The following is an 18,002-nucleotide window of genomic DNA, read 5'->3' as shown; positions in this document are numbered from 1 at the left end:
CCATGTTTCAATATGCCCTTAAAAAGCTCCTTTACGGGCTTGCAGTCATTGCAGGGGTAGTTGTAGTGGTTTTCATATTGTTTAACATTTTACCCGGTGATCCAGCACGGATGACTATGGGGCAGCGGTCTGATGTACAGTCGCTGGAAGCCGTAAGAAAGGAATTCGGTCTGGACAAGTCCAAACCAGAACAATTTCTGCTGTACCTCAATGACCTTTCCCCACTCTCTTTTCATGAACACACGGCAGAAAATCAACAAAAGTACCATTATGTAAAGCTCTTTCGGATAGGTGCGGGCGTCGCGGTACTGAAATGGCCTTATTTGCGCCGTTCCTATCAAACCAAACGGGACGTAACCGCTATACTCAAAGAAACGGTACCCAATACTTTTATTCTTGCCCTCACCGCCATGATTGTAGCCACCATAGCTGGTATCCTGCTTGGGGTGGTATCTGCACTCTATAAAGATACCTGGGTGGATAAAACTGCAAATGCCCTGGCCGTCCTGGGTATCTCTGCGCCAGCTTTTTTTGCCGGTATTATTATTGCTTGGTTGTTTGGTTTTGTGTTAAGTGATTACACCGGATTAAACATGTCGGGCAGTCTGTACAGTTACGATCCTTTTAAGGGAGAGGTGATGACCTGGAAGAATTTAATCCTGCCTATGTTTACACTCGCCCTGCGTCCGCTGGCCATTATTGTTCAGCTCACCAGAAGCACCATGCTGGACGTGCTCTCACAGGACTATATCCGAACCGCGAGAGCCAAAGGTTTGTCCCGTTATACCATTATCTATAAACATGCCCTTAGAAATGCACTTAATCCGGTTATCACAGCTGTTTCAGGCTGGTTTGCCTCCTTATTGGCCGGGTCCTTTTTCGTAGAATATATTTTTGGATATAACGGACTAGGGAGGGCAACAGTGAATGCATTGGAAATGTCTGATTTTCCGGTAGTGATGGGCTCTATATTATTTATAGCTTTTATATTTGTAGTGATCAATATTTTAGTAGATGTGTTATATGCCCTGGTTGATCCAAGGGTTAAGCTTGTATAAAAAATGAAGATATTCTTAACAGGATTTATGGGTTGTGGAAAAACCACACTGGCCAAAAAATTATCTGCCCGGCTGGGGTATGAACTGGTAGATCTGGATCACGAAATCGAAAAGCAAGCAGGTACAACCGTGGGCGATTATTTTGCTCTACATGGAGAATCAGCCTTTCGGGAACTCGAAAGCCAAACGCTGAAAACCTTTCCTTATCAGGAAAATTCTGTTATAGCTACAGGCGGAGGTACACCTTGCTATTTCGATAACATCGACTGGATGAACCTAAATGGTCTTACCGTCTATATTGAAATGTCGCCGGAGGCCCTGGCAAAACGTCTGGAAAATGGAAAAGCGAAGCGGCCGCTGTTGAGAGACCTTGATGAACAGGGGATTGTAGATTTTATTACGCAAAAACTCGAAGAAAGAAATCCTTTTTATAGAAAAGCTTCCCTGGTGGTTAATGGCATCAGTCTTACAGCAGAGTCTCTGGGATCCCTGATCCCTAGTCTTTAACCCTTGCCCTTCTTTTCATAGAAGTATCGGTTGAAAAGGGTCCCGAACCGACCACCCAAAATAAAATAAGTAATAAAAGTACAATCACGGAAAGCCACAATTCTGAATTCAGCATAGAAAAGCCCCTGGAAATATTGACAAAAAATATAGCGCACAATAAGATGGGGATCTGGATTACAGCGGCAAAACGGGTAACCAGCCCAATGGTAATCAATAAACCGCCAACAAGATGGACAAAAGCCACGATATGGATGGCAAGGCTGGCCATCAGTCCGGAAAATCCGTAAACATTATTTTGAAGAAGTAATTCCTGCGAAGCAGCATTATTGCTGATCAACGCAATCCCTTTGAAAAAGATCAGTAAGCCCAGAGCAATCCTGACAATGTCGAGCCATTTAGCTCTGTGCATATCGCCCCAGTGTTCGATTTTATGAATAACGTTCATGGATTTTCTTCATTTTAGCGAAGTCCTCTATTAAAGTTAAACAAATATTTTGATATTATCAAAAAGTTAATCTGCTTAAAATAAGAAGTTTAAATCGTTTTCCATAGGGTATCATCCTGATTCTGGAGTATCGCAGAAAAGGCAGTTCTGGGTGGAATATTGAGGTAGGGATAAACCACGCGGGACAAATAAAGCCCCTGGGGATGAGCAGGAGTGATCAGCTCAGGCGTTTCCCTGCTGATCAGATGGTGTTCAAATTCATCGAGGCTTACTACACCACGGCCAATTTTTAACAATTGGCCCATAATGATCCGGATCATTTTACCCAGAAAGCGGTTTGAGGAAATCTGAAACCTGATCCGGTCTGCATTTTCATCTGCCATTAAACGTGCCGACATCACGTTACAGATGGTATGTTCATATTTGTCGGGGCTGGTACAAAAGGCCCGGTAGTCTTTGTATTGAGGGAGCAATGCTGCGGCCTGCTTCATTTTGTCCAGGTCCAGGTCTTTAAGCAGGTAAAAGGAACTCAGCCCATGCAGAAAAGGATTTTTGTAGGTATGGATAAAATAATCATAAGACCTCATCACCGCATCAAAACGGGCATGCCGTTGATCGTCTACCGGAAAAATATCAAATACGGCAATACTATGTGGCAAGAGCTTATTGAGCCGGAACTGCAGGTCGAAATCCCATTCTTTTTCCACATCCATGTGGAAAAAGAACTGGCTGGCATGTACCTGTGCATCCGTGCGGCCACATCCATTGATAAACGTGGGTGTTTTTAAGATCTGGGTGAGTGCGGTTTCAATAACCCCCTGCACATTCGCAACGCCTGGTTGCTTTTGCCAGCCGCCATACCGCAGCCCATGATAGCCTATATGAATAAAATACCTCAAAACCTTATCTCTTTCCTACTCTTTTGTTTAACTCGTCAATTGGCATATTTAACATCCGGCCTACAGGTTCTTTTCCTTTGTAAGTGATGACCCTAAGTAAAGTCGCATCTTTAGGGGCCGTTATTTTTTCTGTGTATTTAGGATAAAACCTGTCCGGATAGGAGTTGTCAAAGCTGTAATAGATATCCAAACCATCAACTTCAGTACTTAGATCAATGAGTAACTGTTTATCCGCTGATCTGCTGACCTTAAATATAGGGTCATAAACACTTGGTGCATATTTCGTTTCAGCGATGTCGAAACGCTTAAAATGTTGTTCTACTTTCGCGAAGAACACCGGCCAGTTTTTTTTCTCTTTTGGAGACCAAACGGATTCTGCAATCGCAAATGCTCTTGGCCAGGTCATGTATTCTGCCTGTCTGATGTTGTAGACCTGTTCCGTCCATAAATTGGCCTGACCGCCTTTAATATACTGAGGATTGGCTCCGGCAGGGATAGGGTCAAATTCATAAGATTTACTCAGGCGCAAGCTTGCGTAAACTTTAGGTTCAGCAATTACATCGCTTTGCATATAGTCCAGGTAGGCATAGGCGGTAGGGCTCATCACGACTTCATGCTTTTTAAGCGAAGCATCAATACCAGCATTCACACTTCTCCAGCTCATTACCGCGGCTCCGGGAGAGAGGTCGTCTTCCATGATCTCGTCCCAGCCCATAAATTTCTTTCCTTTGGATTCTACGATTTTTTGAACTCTTTTTTCAAAATAACCCTGAACCTGCTGCATGTTTTTCAGGCCCTCTTTTTTCATCAGGTCCAAAATCGCCGGCGTTTTTTCCCAGTAATTCTTTGGCGCCTCATCGCCACCCATATGGATGTATTCAAAAGGGAATAAGGCTGCTACTTGTGTAATTACACTATCCAGGAACTGGTAAACCTTTTCGTTGGCCGGGCAAAGTGTATTGTCTACCAAGGCAATTGGAGGTGCGCCCCGCGACCAATCCATGATCCTTTCACCAGATCGAACTTTATAGTTCTCTGCACCCGGTGTACAGGACAACTCAGGGTAAGAAGCAATTACAGACAGACTGTGCCCCGGAACATCTATTTCCGGAAGGATATTCACAAATCTTTCTTTGGCATATTGTATAATTTCTTTGATATCGTCCTGTGTATAAAAGCCCCCGTAGTTTCTGGGTTCATCTGCTGCCGGAGGTGTAAATTCGCCAAAGGATCCTATTTTTTTAACGTTCCAGGCCCCAACTTCAGTCAGTTTAGGTAAGCCTTTAATCTCCAGCCGCCAACCTTCGTCGTCAGTTAAATGCAAATGCAGAACATTGTATTTATATTTTGACATGGCATCGATGTATTGTTTTACCTCATTTTTAGTGAAAAAATGACGAGCCACATCAAACATAAGGCCTCTCCAGCCTACCCTTGGATAATCTGTAATTTCTACACAGGGCACTTTCCATTGTACATCTTTGGCCAGGTCTTTAGATTCAATTTCTTTTGGAAACAATTGCAGCAAGGTTTGTACTGCATAAAACAGCCCTGTTTCTGTGTTTGCCCGCATGGTAATTTGTGTTGGTGTTACCGATAACTGATAACCCTCTTTCCCCAGTTGTGCATTGGCTCTTTCATTCAGGACCAGCTTAATGATAGCTGAAGCTGCATTATTACTGGTGGATATGAAGCTGCCGGTAGCTGTAGAGATTCTTTCCTGCAAATGATCGGTTACAAACTTCATTTCCGGGGTGGCCATCGCTTGTACCATTACATTTTCCGGTAAAATGAAATGCCCTGAACTTTTGGTCATCAGAACGGGCTCCGGAATAATAGCGATTTCAGGTAGGATACTTGTGTTTACAGTTTCTGCCGGAAAAGAGTTATTGCCTGGTGCCGGCATATTCTGGCTATAAAGTGGTGTGCAAAAGCATATAAAACAGGCAACCTGGAAAAATCTGTTCATGGATGTATATTTTATGAAATTGATGATTGGCATTAAAAGATGCAATTTATTAATAAAAATGATAATGTCTGTTCCTGCTATTTTAAGGCATCCAGTACCCGGAACAATTTTTTGTTGATCCCTGAGCCAGAGTAATTATTGACATTGATTACAATAATATATTTTCTGCCCGCCGGGTCGGTATAATAACCAGCAAAAGCGGATACATCACTGATCGTCCCGCTTTTCAGCTGCATTCCATTATTTTCCGGAAGGGACTTGTAATAATCCGGAAACCAGTCTTCTTTCTGGGCCTGGAACAATACACTCGCCATGGCACTGGTGGTGACCCGCGTTGCAGGCGAAAGCCCGCTGCCATCGATGATATTCAATGCATTTTTATCCACTCCTTTATTGGCCCAGTAGCTGGTTTCAACAGCGGCCCCGTTTTTGGTGGTTGCTGTTTTTCCTGCTTTCCAGGCAAGGGTTCTCAACAAATTTTCCCCATAAAGGTTAATACTTTTTTTATTGAACCAATAGATGATCTCACTCAGAGATGGGGAAGAAATGGTGCTGATCTTCTCGGTAACGGCAGGTATTTTTTCGTTATCAGCCAGGATTTTGCGGCCACTGACTGCTTCTTGTGTGCTGGAAATGCCCAGACGTTTCAGCGTGTCTTGTAAACGATAAGCAGCATCATAAGCAGGATCCGGAAGCGCCACAGAAATCCCTGTTTTCCGGATGCCCAATGCCCAGCTTCCTCTCAAATAGGCAATAGAAGACAAAGGAGGTAAATAGGCATAAGCGTTATCTCCACTGCCTTCTGCTCCGGCTTTGAGCTCATTTACAATTTTAAGATAAGGCATGGACGGTACGATGTTCAGTATCGATACAGCCGGATCTTCAGAACGGTTTGCCCTTAAGTGAATGTCAAACTGGTTCTCTCTCCAGGTCAATGCAGACGGCGCTGCTCCATAATAGTTGCCAATATCCTGCCAGATCCAGCCTTCAGGCGTAGAAGAGGTACCCCAGGCCGTATCATCACCAATCACGCGGCCTTCTATACGGGTGATCCCCGCAGCCTTAACTGCGGCAACCCATTGATTCAGAATAGTGTTCTCTTTGCTTTGCGGATACCGGGAAGAAGCCAGGGTAGGGTCACCACTGCCGGTAATGATCAGATCTCCTTTCAGTACCCCATTGCTGATATTACCGCTGTAAGACAGCATGGTCTGGTACCTGAAATCTTTGCCCAGTACACTAAAAGCTGTTGCCGAAGTGATGGTCTTCAGGGTAGAAGCCGTAGCCAGACCTACATTTTCATTTCGTGCGAACAATACTTTACCAGTTCCCGCATCCAGTACACAAAGAGAGCTCATGGCGTACCTGGTTTGCGGATCAGCTGTAAATTCCTGATAAGCTGCCTCCAGCTTTTGAACAGGACTTTGGGTAAATCCCTTAACAGGTAATAAAGGAAGAAAAATCAGGAGAGCGAAGTGCTTAAACTTCATATTGAACAGGTTATCCATAAAAAAAATGTGATGCTAAACAGCAAGCTGTCTGGCATCACATTTCAAAAAGGTATAATTAAATAAGTTCTGATCTTAACAAATATTCTGCAATCTGAACTGCATTCGTTGCGGCACCCTTACGAAGGTTATCTGCAACGATCCATAGGTTTAAAGTATTCGGAAGAGATTCATCACGTCTGATACGGCCAACAAATACTTCATCTTTTTCATGTGCATCTTTTGGCATAGGGTATTTCAGGTTAGCGATATCATCTACCACTATAATTCCTTCCGTTTTAGCGAGTAATTCCCTTACTTCGTTCACATCAAAATCATTCTCGAATTCAATGTTTACCGATTCAGAGTGACCACCCATTACCGGAATCCTTACTGTTGTTGCGGTTACACGGATGCTGTCATCACCCATGATTTTACGGGTTTCCAGAATCATTTTCATCTCTTCTTTAGTGTAGCCATTTTCCTGGAACACATCAATCTGAGGGATCACATTCAGGTCGATCGGATACGCATAAGCCATCGGGCCGTCGGTAATACCTTTACGTTCGTTCATCAACTGCTCTACCGCTTTAACACCGGTACCGGTTACACTTTGGTAAGTGGAAACAACTACACGCTTAATTTTATACTTATCGTGTAAAGGTTTTAAAGCCACAACCATTTGAATGGTAGAACAATTTGGATTGGCAATGATCTTATCATCTATAGATAAGGTATCTGCATTCACTTCAGGAACCACTAATTTTTTAGAAGGATCCATTCTCCATGCAGAAGAGTTGTCAATAACGGTTGTTCCAGCTTCAGCAAAGCGGGGAGCATGTTTTAACGAAGTATCGCCGCCAGCAGAAAATAAAGCGATATCCGGTTTCATTCCAATCGCAGTATCCATATTCACCACAGCGTACTTCTTACCCTTAAAAGTGATTTCCTTACCTACACTCTTCTCTGATGCAACCGGAATTAATTCGGTTAACGGGAAATTACGTTCTTCTAACACTTTTAACATAACAGTGCCTACTAAGCCTGTGGCACCTACAACTGCGACTTTCATTGAATAATCTGTTCTTGGTTTTAAATAATTGATTTAATAAATTCTATGCCTCAAATATGAGGAAAAAACTTCATTCTTAAGGCATTAATTGAGAACTGATATAGCTATAACTTTTTTTGATGCTCTCAAATGGATCCGGAACGTAATTGTTTTCTTGTTCCAGAAAGGCATGCTTTAAACCTGCAAGCTTGGAATGTTTAAAGATTTCTTTAAAATCTATACTTCCGTTTCCAACTTCTGTATTGTGCGAGGGGTCTGCTTTATCCATATCCTTTACATGCCACATAGGGAACCGTCCGGAATGTTCTTCAAATAGCTTGACCGGATCATTACCAGACCTTACCACCCAATACAAGTCCATTTCAAACTGGACCAGCTTAGGGTCTGTTTCTTTCAGCAGCACATCATAGCCGGTTTTACCATCGTGAGATTTAAATTCAAAATCATGATTGTGATAGGCCAGTTTCAATCCCGATGCTTTGCAAATTTCCGCAGCCTGATTGAGCTTTGCCGCCACATTTTTAAATCCATCAAGATCTTTCCGGAGCTCTTCTCCCAGCCATGGTACGGTGATATAGCTTCCGCCAACAATATTTGCTGCCTCAATATATGTTTTTAACTCTTCTGCATTTCCGGTCTGAATAAAATTGTCCATACCGTAATGACCACTTGGTGCTTTCAATCCGGTTTCATTGAGCAGACTTCTAAAAGCCTTTGGATCCAATCCCCAGAATTTATCTTTTACAGAGTATCCATAAGTTTCTACTTCTTTGTAACCAGCTTCGGCCACTTTTCGGATCACTCCCTTAACATCTTTTGGTAATTGATCCCTTAAAGAATAAAGTTGTATACCCACTTTCTTGTTAGAGGGTTTAAAGGCCAGGGAGGGCATAAGTAAAACACCAGCAGCAGCAAGCCCCGTTTGTTTAATAAAAGTTCTTCTTGAGTTCATATCTACAAGGATTAGACGTCGCAAATTTTTACGGCAGTTTTTAAAGATTCTATTTTGTTTTTCTGTACGGGGATGAATTCCTGGGCCACATAGTCTTTGAAACCCGTATCTTTAATGGCCTTCATAATTGCAGGATAAAATAACTCCTGGCTATCGTCGATTTCGTGTCTTCCGGGAACGCCGGCAGTATGATAGTGTGCAATATAAGGATGGTACTTTTTAATCGTACTGATGACATTTCCCTCGTCAATCTGCATGTGGTAGATGTCGTACAGTAATTTGAAGTTTTCAGATCCTAATCTTTTGGCCAGTTCCACACCCCATTCCGTATGGTCACACTGATAGTCTTTGTGGTCCACTTTACTGTTCAGCAATTCCATCACCAAAACCACGTTGTGTTTTTCAGCAAGGCCAATGATCTTTTTTAAACCTGTTACGCAATTGTTCCAGCCAGTTTCATCATCCTTACCCCGGCGGCTCCCGCTAAAGCAAATCAGGTTCTTATAGCCCGCTTCTGCTACTTTAGGAATCATTTCCGAGTAATTTTTAACCAGGGTGTCATGGAACTGCGGATCATTAAACCCGTCGACCAGGTTGATCTCAGCACCATTACACATAGACGAATACAGACCATGTTTTTTTAATGTTGGCCAATCTGCGGGGCCTACCAGGTCTATTCCTTTGATGCCGATTTTCTTGGCCTCTATACATAAGGTATCCAGGTCAATACCACTAAAACACCAGCGGCAAACCGCATGGTTGATATTTCCTTTTAACGAATCTGAAACAGATTCTTTTTCTGAAGCAAAGCTTTGCAAGGCACCAGAGGCACCTAAGGCTACCGTTCCTACCACTATATTTTTTAATGCAGTTCTCCTGCTGTTTTCTGGTTTCATAAATAAATCTTTAGACGCTTGGTTCATTAATTTTGTCCTTATCGTTAAAGAAGACTGCAAACAATAAGAATACGACAGCTGCAATGCCTGAAGGAATGATCCAGATCATTTTCCAGTCAAATGCCCCATTCGCTGCTTTATAGGTGTCTGTAATCATTCCCGCTACTTCAAAACCGATGAGCATACCAACGCCATAAGTGGCCAGGGTGATTAATCCCTGCGCAGCACTTTTATATTGATCGCCTGCTTTGGAATTGGTGTAGATCTGTCCCGAGACAAAGAAAAAGTCATAACAGATCCCGTGCAGCGCAATACCTATAATCAACATAAAACTGAGGTCGTTGGCATTTCCATAAGCAAACAAGGCATATCTGACTGCCCAGGCAAGCATGCCCACCAAAATGGTTTTTTTAAAACCAAAACGGCTAAAAAATACAGGAAGCAGCAATAGGAAAAGCACCTCAGAAATTTGTCCGATGGTCATTTTTCCCGTAGGATTGTCCATACCTACATTTGACAGAAAGGGGTGAGCATTTTGATAATAAAAGGCCAGAGGGATGCAGATCAGAATAGAAGAGATAAAGAATATAGCAAAATTCTTATCCTTCAATAATTTTAAGGCATCAAAACCCAGGATTTCTGAAATTTTCACTTTACCACCTGAAGCCCCCTTAGGTGGAGTTTTAGGTAGGGTGAAGCTGTACAGACCCAGTACCAAAGAAGCAATCCCAGCCATCAGGAAAGTGTTTTTAAGCAATCCATCCTTAGTCCCTGCTTCGGTATCCCAGTGAAAAATGAAACTGATCAGTAAACCAGCTGCAATCCAGCCGAGCGTTCCAAATACCCTGATGACAGAAAACTCCTTTTCAGGATCTTTCATCTGGTTAAAGGAAACAGAATTGACCAGCGCCAGCGTAGGCATAAACAAGATCATATAAGAAAGGACATAGGGATAAAATACAGAAATGTCTGTTGCAGTGTACATTTGATACATGAGTACAGCACCGATAAGATGGAGCACACCAAGAATCTTCTCTGCATTGAAATATCGGTCTGCAATTAAACCTATAATAAAAGGAGCAATGATCGCACCCCAGGATTGTGTGGAGAACACAGAAGCACTTTGTGCGCCTGATGCATTCAAATTACTGCCCAGAAAGGTACCAAGGGTTACAAACCAGGATCCCCAGATGAAAAATTCCAGGAACATCATCCCGGACAGTTTAATTCGGTTGGTTAAATTCATATTTGGTTAGGTCTTGATCTTTAAATTTATAGTTCTTTGACGGAAATATTGCGGTACCAAACCTCGTCACCATGATCCTGTAAAGCAATCCTTCCTGCTTTATAAGTGCCAAAACCTTGCCATGTTGCAAATTTGCTTCCTGCGATCAGCTGTTTCCAGTGTTCATCCCATAACGTGGCAGATACAATTTTCACCCCATTGAGTATAAACTCCAGTTTACCCTGGTTGCTGATGATTTCCACTTTGTTCCACTCACCAACGGGTTTAACAGGTTCAGAGCTGCTTTTAACCAGATCATACAGGTCTCCGGCCCGGTGTTTTGTAATCTTTCCATCCGGATGACCTTCATTGTCCAGTACCTGCATTTCAGGACCTGTGCTATAGGTTTGCTGGTATTTGGCAGGATCTTCATGCACATAGAACAAAATTCCGCTATTGCTTTTCGGGGCTACTTTCCATTCCAGTTTTAAGTGGAAATTACTGTATTCCTTATCCGTTACCAGATCACCACCATCATTTTGTTTTGCTTTAGGGTCCAGGTGTAATGCACCATTTTCCGCTTTCCAGCCCTGGCCAACACTCGTTTTTCCATAACTATGCCAGCCCTGAGTGGTTTTTCCGTCAAAGAGTTTTACCCAACCTGTATTTTTTTTCTGCGCAAAAGCAGCGCCACCACCAATGATGGTGGTGAGCAGCAATGCAGATATTATCTTTTTCTTCATCTTGTTCAGCTTTAATTATACCCCTAAAGACCAGCCTTTACGGTATTCACGTTTTACATATTGATTAACATCGTCAAAATTGGTCACTCTCATATTGGCATTGTCCCAAAGCAATTTGATGTTTCTGCCCGGAAAGTAAGCTCTGCCTTCTGAATTTTTCCGTTGAATATCAGCACCTCTGATGGCAAGATTGGCCATGAGCAGCGCTTCCGTAAGTGGTCCTGCTATTTCAAAAGGAGAACTTACCGGCTGTTTCCCGTAACCAGCAATACTGGCTTCTACCCATTGGCCATAATGGCCATCTGCACCACCTTTTACGCGTGCAAATTTTTCCGGTACTTTAATGTCTTTATTCTTGCTTAATGGAAGTAGTCTTGGATTAGCACTGTAGGTGCTGCTCATCATCTTTCCTTTAGTTCCAATAAACAGAGTTCCATTTCCTCCGTCGCCAAAGGTTTCATTGGCTTCCAGTTCTTCCGGTCTCTCCGGCTGGATTCCGCCGTCCATCCAATGTACGGTAATGTCTCCCTTTGTTTTATCCGTTTTAGGGAATTTTAAAGTAACATGGCTTGATGGCGGACAACTGTCCGGGAAATAACCCCTCTTAAATTCATCAACATAGACAGAACCCACACTGGCCTGCACCTCACTTGCATATTTAAGGTTCAGGACACTGAAAGGTGCCTCCAATAGATGACAACCCATATCGCCCAGCGCACCGGTTCCGTAATCCCACCAGCCCCTCCAGTTAAAAGGCACCAGTTTATTTACATAATCTTTATAAGGCGCTGTACCCAGCCAAAGATCCCAGTCTAGTTCAGCAGGTACTTCCGCTTTATTTTCAGACCAGGCAATCCCTTGCGGCCATACCGGTCTGTCTGTCCAGGCATATACCGTATGCACATCTCCGATCAGGCCGGCATCATACCATTCTCTCATTTGCCTTGGGCCATCATTTGATGCGCCCTGGTTGCCCATCTGGGTAACCACTTTATATTTCTTAGCCGCAGCAGTTAATGCCCGGGCCTCATAAATATCATGCGTCAAAGGCTTTTGAACATATACATGTTTACCCAATTGCATCGCTGCAAGGGTTTGAATAGCATGGTTGTGGTCTGGTGTCGAGATAGACACCGCGTCAAAATTCTTGTGTTCTTTATCATACATTTCCCTCCAGTCCTTATAGAACTTTGCTTTGGGAAATTTCTTCACCGAGTTTGCCGCCCTTCTGGTATCCACATCACACAAAAAGGCAATATCAGCCTTTCCGCTATTATAGAAGTTGGCAATATCAGATTCACCTTTTCCACCCGCACCAACACCGGCGATTAACAACCTGTCACTTGGCGCAAGAAAGCCTTTTCCACCAAGTACATGTCTCGGCACAATCATAAACGCAGCGGTCGCGACCGCTGCAGATTTAATAAAGGCCCTTCTTCCTGCATCTTTGTTTTGGATCTCTTCTTTCATGATGAAATGAATTGGGATTAATTTTTTAAGGATAGGATATATTTGACCATTTCTTTGGCATCGTCTTTACTCAAATTGGCATGAGGTGTCATTGGAATTTCTCCCCAAACGCCTTTACCACCATTAATGATCTTATCTGCTAAATGGTTAATGTTCTCCTCATTTGAAGGATATTTAGCTGCAATATCCACATAAGACGGGCCAATAACTTTCTGGGTTTTGTTATGACAGCCAATACAGTCTGCTTTTGCAACTAATTTTTCTCCCGCCAGCGCTGTCCCCGAAGCTGCAGCAGGGGCTGTTGCTGTACTTTCTGTGCTGCTGGTTGTTGTCGTGGTATCCTCAGTTGATTTGGATGTGTCATGTCCTCCGCATGAAGCCAGTGCAAGACTGATACAGCCTAAAATAAAAAGTGTTCGTTTCATTGTGTGTTGTTTTTATTGCCTGATAAAACTTTAATGGATGCCAAGTTCTTTAACTTAGACCCAGTATTTTTTTGTTAAAATCTTCATTCCCACCTGAGGAAGCGAAATCATCAAATGCACGGCCGGTAACCGGGATAATGTGATTTTTAATAAATTCTGCACCTTCTCTTGCACCTACATTTGAATCTTTAATGCAGCATTCCCATTCCATTACAGCCCAGCCTTTATAATCATACTGGCTTAGTTTACTGAAAATGGTTTTATAATCAACTTGTCCATCACCAGGCGAACGGTAACGTCCTGCCCGGTTGGCCCAGCTTTGATAGCCACCAAAAGCACCTTGTTTTCCAGTCGGGTTAAACTCCGCATCCTTAACATGAAAAGCCTTGATCCTTTCATGATAAAAATCTATATACTGAATGTAATCCAGTTGCTGAAGCACGAAGTGAGAGGGGTCATACAGCAGACAGGCACGGGGATGGTTGTTTACTTTCTCCAGGAACATCTCATAAGTGATTCCGTCAAAAAGATCTTCACCCGGATGGATCTCGTAACATACATCCACGCCATACTGATCAAATTCATTTAATATAGGCATCCAGCGCTTTGCCAGTTCTGTGAAACCCGCTTCTACCAATCCTTCCGGTCTTTGAGGCCATGGGTGGAACATATGCCACAACAATGCACCACTAAAAGTAGCATGTGCGTTCAAGCCCAGATTGCCGGATGCTTTGGCTGCATATTTTAACTGTTGAACCGCCCATTCGGTCCTTGCTTTAGGATTATTCCTGTATTGTTCGGGTGCAAATGCATCAAAAGCGAGGTCATAGGCGGGGTTTACCGCCACCAGCTGGCCCTGCAGATGCGTGGACAATTCCGTAATCTCCAGTCCATAAGCGGCGATCCTGCCTTTCAGTTCGTCTGCATAGGTCTTACTTTCTGCAGCCAGCTGAAGATCGATGAAGCGGCTGTCGAGGGTAGGGATCTGCAGGCCTTTAAAACCTAAATCAGCCGCCCAGGCACAAATTCCGTCCAGTGAATTAAAAGGAGCTTCATCTCCTATAAACTGTGCTAAAAAAACTCCGGGTCCTTTAATTGTTGTCATGCGATTAAATTTTAAAGTCAAACCATTTCTGATCTGATTGGCCAGAGGCCACTGCGTTTTCTATAAATGCCATCCCTCTTACTCCGTCAGCAGCGCCCGGAAAATCGAGCATCTCCGCTGTAGGCGCTGTGCCATTTAAGCGGCTGTTTAAGGTTAAAGCAAAATTTCTGTAAATATTGGCAAAAGCTTCCAGGTAACCTTCCGGATGACCGGCCGGTGTTCTGCAATTGTGCTTTGCAAAAGAAGAAAGGTACCCCTGTCCGGCACGGTAGAGTTGTGAAGGAGCATCCAGCCATTTTACTTTGAGGGTATTGGGCTCTTCCTGATGCCATTCCAGGCCACCTTTTTCTCCGTAAACCCGAATAAAAAGGGCATTTTCTTCTCCTGCTGCAATTTGTGAAGCCATGAGCAGGCCGTTGGCTCCATTATTAAACTTCAGTAAGATATTCCCGTCATCGTCTAACCTACGACCTTCCACTACCCGGTTCAGATCGGCACAAAGCTGCGTGATTTCCAGTCCGGAAATGTATTCAGCAAGTTGGGCAGCATGTGTCCCAATGTCGCCCATACAACCTGCTTTACCACTTTTGGCCGGGTCTGTCCGCCAGGCAGCTTGTTGATTTCCTTCTTTTTCTGAAGGCAGGCTTAACCAACCCTGCGGATATTCTACACATACTTTTCTGATCTTGCCAAATTTCCCTTCTTTCACCATCTGTCTGGCCTGTTTGACCATAGGATAGCCCGAATAGGTATGAGTTAAGCAAAGCAAAAGTCCGGTTTCCTGTACCTTCGCTTCGAGTTTCTTGGCCTCTTCCAGGCTTAAGGTAATGGGTTTGTCGATCACCACATGAAAACCATGTTCCAGGGCCATCATGGCCGGTTCGAAATGTGCAAAATTGGGGGTTACAATGCTCACAAAATGCATGCGCTGATCTTCCGGAAGCCGGGCTTCTGTTTCGATCATTTCTTTATAACTTCCATAATTACGGCTTTCCGGCAGGAATAAATCCCTGCCAGATGCCTTTGCTGTTTCCGGATTGGAGCTCAATGCTCCACAACTCAACTCTATGAGCCCGTCGATATGAGCTGCTATGCGGTGAACTGCTCCAATGAAGGCATTCTTTCCACCGCCAATCATGCCCATTCTTATCTTTCCTGAAGCCATTAAATATTATTTTTCTTTAATTCACTTACCGCATAATCACAGGCCCTGGCGGTTAAGGCCATATAAGTTAATGATGGATTTTGGCAAGCTGCAGAAGTCATACAGGAACCATCGGTCACAAATACGTTTTTCACTTCGTGCATCTGGTTCCATTTATTGAGTACCGAAGTTTTAGGATCATGTCCCATACGGGCTGTTCCCATTTCATGAATGGCCATGCCCGGAGAAGAACCATTATCATAAGTATGTACATCCTTTATGCCTGCCGCTTCCAGCATTTCTGCTGCATCGTTCATCATATCAACACGCATTTTCTGCTCATTCTCTTTGAACTCACAATCAATAGCCAGAACGGGTTGCCCCCATTTGTCTTTCTTGGTTTTGTCAATATATACGCGGTTTTCAAAATAAGGCAGAGATTCACCAAAACCTCCAAGCCCCATACTCCATTCGCCTGGAGTGGTCATCAGATCTTTAAACTCTGAACCAAAAGCCATTTCTGCAATTTCTTTATGCCAGTTGCCACGGCCTGCACCACCCTGGTAACCAAAACCTCTTACATAATCACGCTTGTCACCACCCATGTTCTGGTATCGTGGAATGTAAATTCCATTGGCCCGTCTTCCATAGGTATATTTATCATCAAAACCTTCTGCTCTTCCAGATGCACCGCAACGGAAATGGTGGTCCATTAGGTTATGTCCCAGTTGTCCGCTACCATTACCCAAACCATCGGGAAATTCTGCAGATGTAGAATTCAACAGCAGGAAAGTAGAACCTAAAGTAGAACCGTTTACGAAAACGATTTTGGCAAAGTATTCTATATGTTCATTGGTTTCTGAATCGATCACCAATACACCTTTTGCTTTTTGAGTTTCCTTATCGTACAAGATCTGGTTCACCAGCGAATATGGACGAAGTGTCAGATTACCTGTTGCAACTGCCGCCGGAAGGGTAGAGGATTGCGTGCTGAAATAAGCCCCGAAAGGACAGCCCCTGCTGCATAAATTGCGGTACTGGCACTTTCCTCTTCCTTTATGTTCTACCGTTAAATTGGCTGTACGGCCAATGGTCATGATCCTGGATTTATTCCATTTTGACTCTATGCGTTTTTTCACTTCTTTCTCCACACAGTTCATTTCCATAGGAGGAAGGAATTGCCCGTCTGGCAGAGCCGGCCAGTTTTCATTGCTTCCGCTAATGCCTGCAAAACGTTCCACATAGTCATACCATGGGGCCAGGTCTTTATAACGGATAGGCCAGTCTACACCATGACCATCTTTCAGGTTATCCTCGAAATTCAGGTCACTCAAACGATAACTCTGACGTCCCCACATCAGCGATTTTCCACCTACATGGAAACCTCTGTACCAGTCAAAACGTTTTACTTCCGTATAAGGACAATCCAGGTCATTTACCCAAAAACTCTCGTTAAATTCCTGGTAAGGATAATCCCTGATCTGTACCGGGTGTGTTTTTTTCTGTTCTTCCGTTAAACGGCCGCGGTGTTCAAATTCCCAGGGCTTTTTCATCGCCGTGGTATAATCTTTTATATGCTCAATGTTCCTTCCTCTTTCCAATAAGAGAACTTTTAAACCCTTTTCTGTTAATTCTTTAGCTGCCCATCCACCACTTATTCCAGATCCAACTACAATGGCATCATATGTATTTTGTGCGGTTGCTTTTGTATTTAAATTACTCATTGTTTTTCTGTTAAATTATGTTGCCCAAGTTTTCTGACCAGGTTTCAGAGGTACGTTTCCATCATAATGGCCAGGAATGTCCAGATAAGCACAAGCTTGCGTTGCACCAATTTCAGAAGTGAAATACCCCAGCAAAGTCAGGTCACGAGCAATGGCAAAGAAATAAGGCGTACCTTGCTTCTTTTCTTTAGCCGCCATAGGTTTACCTGCTTGTTCTTTCTCTGGTTTTTGAATCACAGTGTTTTCTTTTGCCTTTCTTTCCGCTTCAGTTTTGTCACTCTCTGCCTTTTGGGCAGCAATGGTTTCCTCCCTCAGTTTGCCCAGCAGCTGTTGTCTTTGTTTAACATCAAGCTCCAGGAAGGATTTGCTGAATTCTTTTTTAGAACGGGCCTCCAGATCGTCTAAACCCTTTACAAAAGCTTTTTGGGCTTCTTCCGGATAACATTCTTTAAGCATCATGGAAATAAACGGTCCAACACCCGCAGCTTTTGCCCCTGGTGAGGAGGTGGTTGGAATAATGATATCGGCAATTTCTGTAATTATTTTTTCCTGGTCAGGAGAAAATAATTTGGAGTTGTCTTTGTTCCCTGATGGGTTGCAGCCCTCTAGAAAAACACCGATCGTAGTAGCAGAAAGTGCGCCTCCGAGTAAAAAAGCTACACTTTTAACTGCGTCTCTTCTATCCATAGTGATTTAAATTTGGTTTTAAATAATTAGGTCCTAAGTGTGTTAGTTCTTCTAAAATAGGAATTTCCAAACAGAAAGTGTAATATTTACACCAAATCAGTTTTGTTTATATTGATTTTGTTACTAAATAGATTCTTTCTAAATAAAGACCAGCCCTCAGAGCGAATTAGGCCGCAATAGGCTTGCGGCTAAAC

The 18,002-nt window shown here is 43.3% G+C and carries 17 protein-coding genes; 2 read left to right on the top strand and 15 right to left on the bottom strand.

What is annotated here, in order from left to right:
- Window positions 1-2: 2 nt before the first annotated feature.
- Window positions 3-1,058, top strand: coding sequence for an ABC transporter permease (locus R2S08_RS24940; protein ID WP_316837673.1), 1,056 nt, complete (start codon window positions 3-5; stop codon window positions 1,056-1,058).
- Window positions 1,059-1,061: 3 nt separating this feature from the next.
- Window positions 1,062-1,565 carry a shikimate kinase gene (locus tag R2S08_RS24935; protein WP_316837672.1) on the top strand — a complete coding sequence of 168 codons (504 nt, stop codon included), beginning with the start codon at window positions 1,062-1,064 and terminating at the stop codon, window positions 1,563-1,565.
- Here R2S08_RS24935 and R2S08_RS24930 read toward each other — a convergent pair.
- From R2S08_RS24930 to R2S08_RS24860, 15 genes are all read right to left on the bottom strand, one after another.
- Window positions 1,555-2,010, bottom strand: a complete 456-nt coding sequence (locus R2S08_RS24930) for a DoxX family protein (RefSeq protein WP_316837671.1) — start codon at window positions 2,008-2,010, stop codon at window positions 1,555-1,557. The two genes, R2S08_RS24935 and R2S08_RS24930, sit on opposite strands and share 11 nt — an antisense overlap.
- A gap of 89 nt (window positions 2,011-2,099) precedes the next feature.
- Window positions 2,100-2,909, bottom strand: coding sequence for a tRNA pseudouridine(38-40) synthase TruA (gene truA, locus R2S08_RS24925; RefSeq protein ID WP_316837670.1), 810 nt, complete (start codon window positions 2,907-2,909; stop codon window positions 2,100-2,102).
- 4 nt (window positions 2,910-2,913) lie between these two features.
- Entirely contained in the window at window positions 2,914-4,878 is a 1,965-nt protein-coding gene (locus tag R2S08_RS24920) for a beta-N-acetylhexosaminidase (RefSeq protein ID WP_316837669.1), read from the bottom strand.
- Window positions 4,879-4,955: 77 nt separating this feature from the next.
- A complete protein-coding gene (gene dacB, locus R2S08_RS24915) occupies window positions 4,956-6,368 on the bottom strand; it encodes a D-alanyl-D-alanine carboxypeptidase/D-alanyl-D-alanine-endopeptidase (RefSeq protein WP_316837668.1) in 1,413 nt (470 codons plus the stop codon).
- A gap of 76 nt (window positions 6,369-6,444) precedes the next feature.
- Complete coding sequence (locus tag R2S08_RS24910) at window positions 6,445-7,437, bottom strand: aspartate-semialdehyde dehydrogenase (protein ID WP_133782418.1); 993 nt, start codon at window positions 7,435-7,437, stop codon at window positions 6,445-6,447.
- A gap of 76 nt (window positions 7,438-7,513) precedes the next feature.
- Window positions 7,514-8,389 (bottom strand): sugar phosphate isomerase/epimerase, encoded by an 876-nt coding sequence (locus R2S08_RS24905; protein WP_316837667.1) that lies wholly within the window; start codon window positions 8,387-8,389, stop codon window positions 7,514-7,516.
- A gap of 11 nt (window positions 8,390-8,400) precedes the next feature.
- Window positions 8,401-9,285: a hydroxypyruvate isomerase family protein gene (locus R2S08_RS24900; RefSeq protein ID WP_316837666.1), complete on the bottom strand. Its 885-nt coding sequence runs from the start codon at window positions 9,283-9,285 to the stop codon at window positions 8,401-8,403.
- Window positions 9,286-9,295: 10 nt separating this feature from the next.
- A complete protein-coding gene (locus R2S08_RS24895; protein ID WP_316837665.1) occupies window positions 9,296-10,531 on the bottom strand; it encodes a nucleoside permease in 1,236 nt (411 codons plus the stop codon).
- Window positions 10,532-10,557: 26 nt separating this feature from the next.
- Window positions 10,558-11,253, bottom strand: coding sequence for a DUF1080 domain-containing protein (locus R2S08_RS24890; protein WP_316837664.1), 696 nt, complete (start codon window positions 11,251-11,253; stop codon window positions 10,558-10,560).
- A 15-nt stretch (window positions 11,254-11,268) separates the two neighbouring features.
- A complete protein-coding gene (locus tag R2S08_RS24885) occupies window positions 11,269-12,723 on the bottom strand; it encodes a Gfo/Idh/MocA family oxidoreductase (protein ID WP_316837663.1) in 1,455 nt (484 codons plus the stop codon).
- Between the two features lie 17 nt (window positions 12,724-12,740).
- The gene (locus R2S08_RS24880; protein ID WP_316837662.1) at window positions 12,741-13,148 is read right to left on the bottom strand and encodes a c-type cytochrome; all 408 of its coding nucleotides are present in this window, start codon (window positions 13,146-13,148) and stop codon (window positions 12,741-12,743) included.
- 49 nt (window positions 13,149-13,197) lie between these two features.
- Entirely contained in the window at window positions 13,198-14,253 is a 1,056-nt protein-coding gene (locus tag R2S08_RS24875; protein WP_316837661.1) for a sugar phosphate isomerase/epimerase, read from the bottom strand.
- A gap of 4 nt (window positions 14,254-14,257) precedes the next feature.
- Complete coding sequence (locus R2S08_RS24870) at window positions 14,258-15,418, bottom strand: Gfo/Idh/MocA family oxidoreductase (protein WP_316837660.1); 1,161 nt, start codon at window positions 15,416-15,418, stop codon at window positions 14,258-14,260.
- Window positions 15,418-17,121 carry a GMC family oxidoreductase gene (locus tag R2S08_RS24865; RefSeq protein ID WP_316837659.1) on the bottom strand — a complete coding sequence of 568 codons (1,704 nt, stop codon included), beginning with the start codon at window positions 17,119-17,121 and terminating at the stop codon, window positions 15,418-15,420. Before R2S08_RS24865 ends, R2S08_RS24870 begins: the two co-directional genes overlap by 1 nt.
- Window positions 17,122-17,136: 15 nt before the next feature.
- Window positions 17,137-17,808 (bottom strand): gluconate 2-dehydrogenase subunit 3 family protein, encoded by a 672-nt coding sequence (locus R2S08_RS24860; protein WP_316837658.1) that lies wholly within the window; start codon window positions 17,806-17,808, stop codon window positions 17,137-17,139.
- Window positions 17,809-18,002: the final 194 nt, after the last annotated feature.

The organism is Pedobacter nutrimenti, assembly GCF_032678445.1.
Classification (GTDB): Bacteria; Bacteroidota; Bacteroidia; order Sphingobacteriales; family Sphingobacteriaceae; genus Pedobacter; species Pedobacter nutrimenti_A.
The sequence above is the reverse complement of the archived record's forward strand: the minus strand, read 5'-3'. Positions and strand labels throughout refer to the sequence as shown.

Bases quoted from the DNA above. Each gene is read 5' to 3' on its own strand.
- R2S08_RS24940 (WP_316837673.1), top strand. From the start codon at position 3: ATGTTTCAATATGCCCTTAAAAAGCTCCTTTACGGGCTTGCAGTCATT.
- R2S08_RS24935 (WP_316837672.1), top strand. From the start codon at position 1,062: ATGAAGATATTCTTAACAGGATTTATGGGTTGTGGAAAAACCACACTG.
- R2S08_RS24930 (WP_316837671.1), bottom strand. From the start codon at position 2,010: ATGAACGTTATTCATAAAATCGAACACTGGGGCGATATGCACAGAGCT.
- R2S08_RS24920 (WP_316837669.1), bottom strand. From the start codon at position 4,878: ATGAACAGATTTTTCCAGGTTGCCTGTTTTATATGCTTTTGCACACCA.
- dacB (WP_316837668.1), bottom strand. From the start codon at position 6,368: ATGAAGTTTAAGCACTTCGCTCTCCTGATTTTTCTTCCTTTATTACCT.
- R2S08_RS24910 (WP_133782418.1), bottom strand. From the start codon at position 7,437: ATGAAAGTCGCAGTTGTAGGTGCCACAGGCTTAGTAGGCACTGTTATG.
- R2S08_RS24905 (WP_316837667.1), bottom strand. From the start codon at position 8,389: ATGAACTCAAGAAGAACTTTTATTAAACAAACGGGGCTTGCTGCTGCT.
- R2S08_RS24900 (WP_316837666.1), bottom strand. From the start codon at position 9,285: ATGAAACCAGAAAACAGCAGGAGAACTGCATTAAAAAATATAGTGGTA.
- R2S08_RS24895 (WP_316837665.1), bottom strand. From the start codon at position 10,531: ATGAATTTAACCAACCGAATTAAACTGTCCGGGATGATGTTCCTGGAA.
- R2S08_RS24890 (WP_316837664.1), bottom strand. From the start codon at position 11,253: ATGAAGAAAAAGATAATATCTGCATTGCTGCTCACCACCATCATTGGT.
- R2S08_RS24885 (WP_316837663.1), bottom strand. From the start codon at position 12,723: ATGAAAGAAGAGATCCAAAACAAAGATGCAGGAAGAAGGGCCTTTATT.
- R2S08_RS24880 (WP_316837662.1), bottom strand. From the start codon at position 13,148: ATGAAACGAACACTTTTTATTTTAGGCTGTATCAGTCTTGCACTGGCT.
- R2S08_RS24875 (WP_316837661.1), bottom strand. From the start codon at position 14,253: ATGACAACAATTAAAGGACCCGGAGTTTTTTTAGCACAGTTTATAGGA.
- R2S08_RS24870 (WP_316837660.1), bottom strand. From the start codon at position 15,418: ATGGCTTCAGGAAAGATAAGAATGGGCATGATTGGCGGTGGAAAGAAT.
- R2S08_RS24865 (WP_316837659.1), bottom strand. From the start codon at position 17,121: ATGAGTAATTTAAATACAAAAGCAACCGCACAAAATACATATGATGCC.
- R2S08_RS24860 (WP_316837658.1), bottom strand. From the start codon at position 17,808: ATGGATAGAAGAGACGCAGTTAAAAGTGTAGCTTTTTTACTCGGAGGC.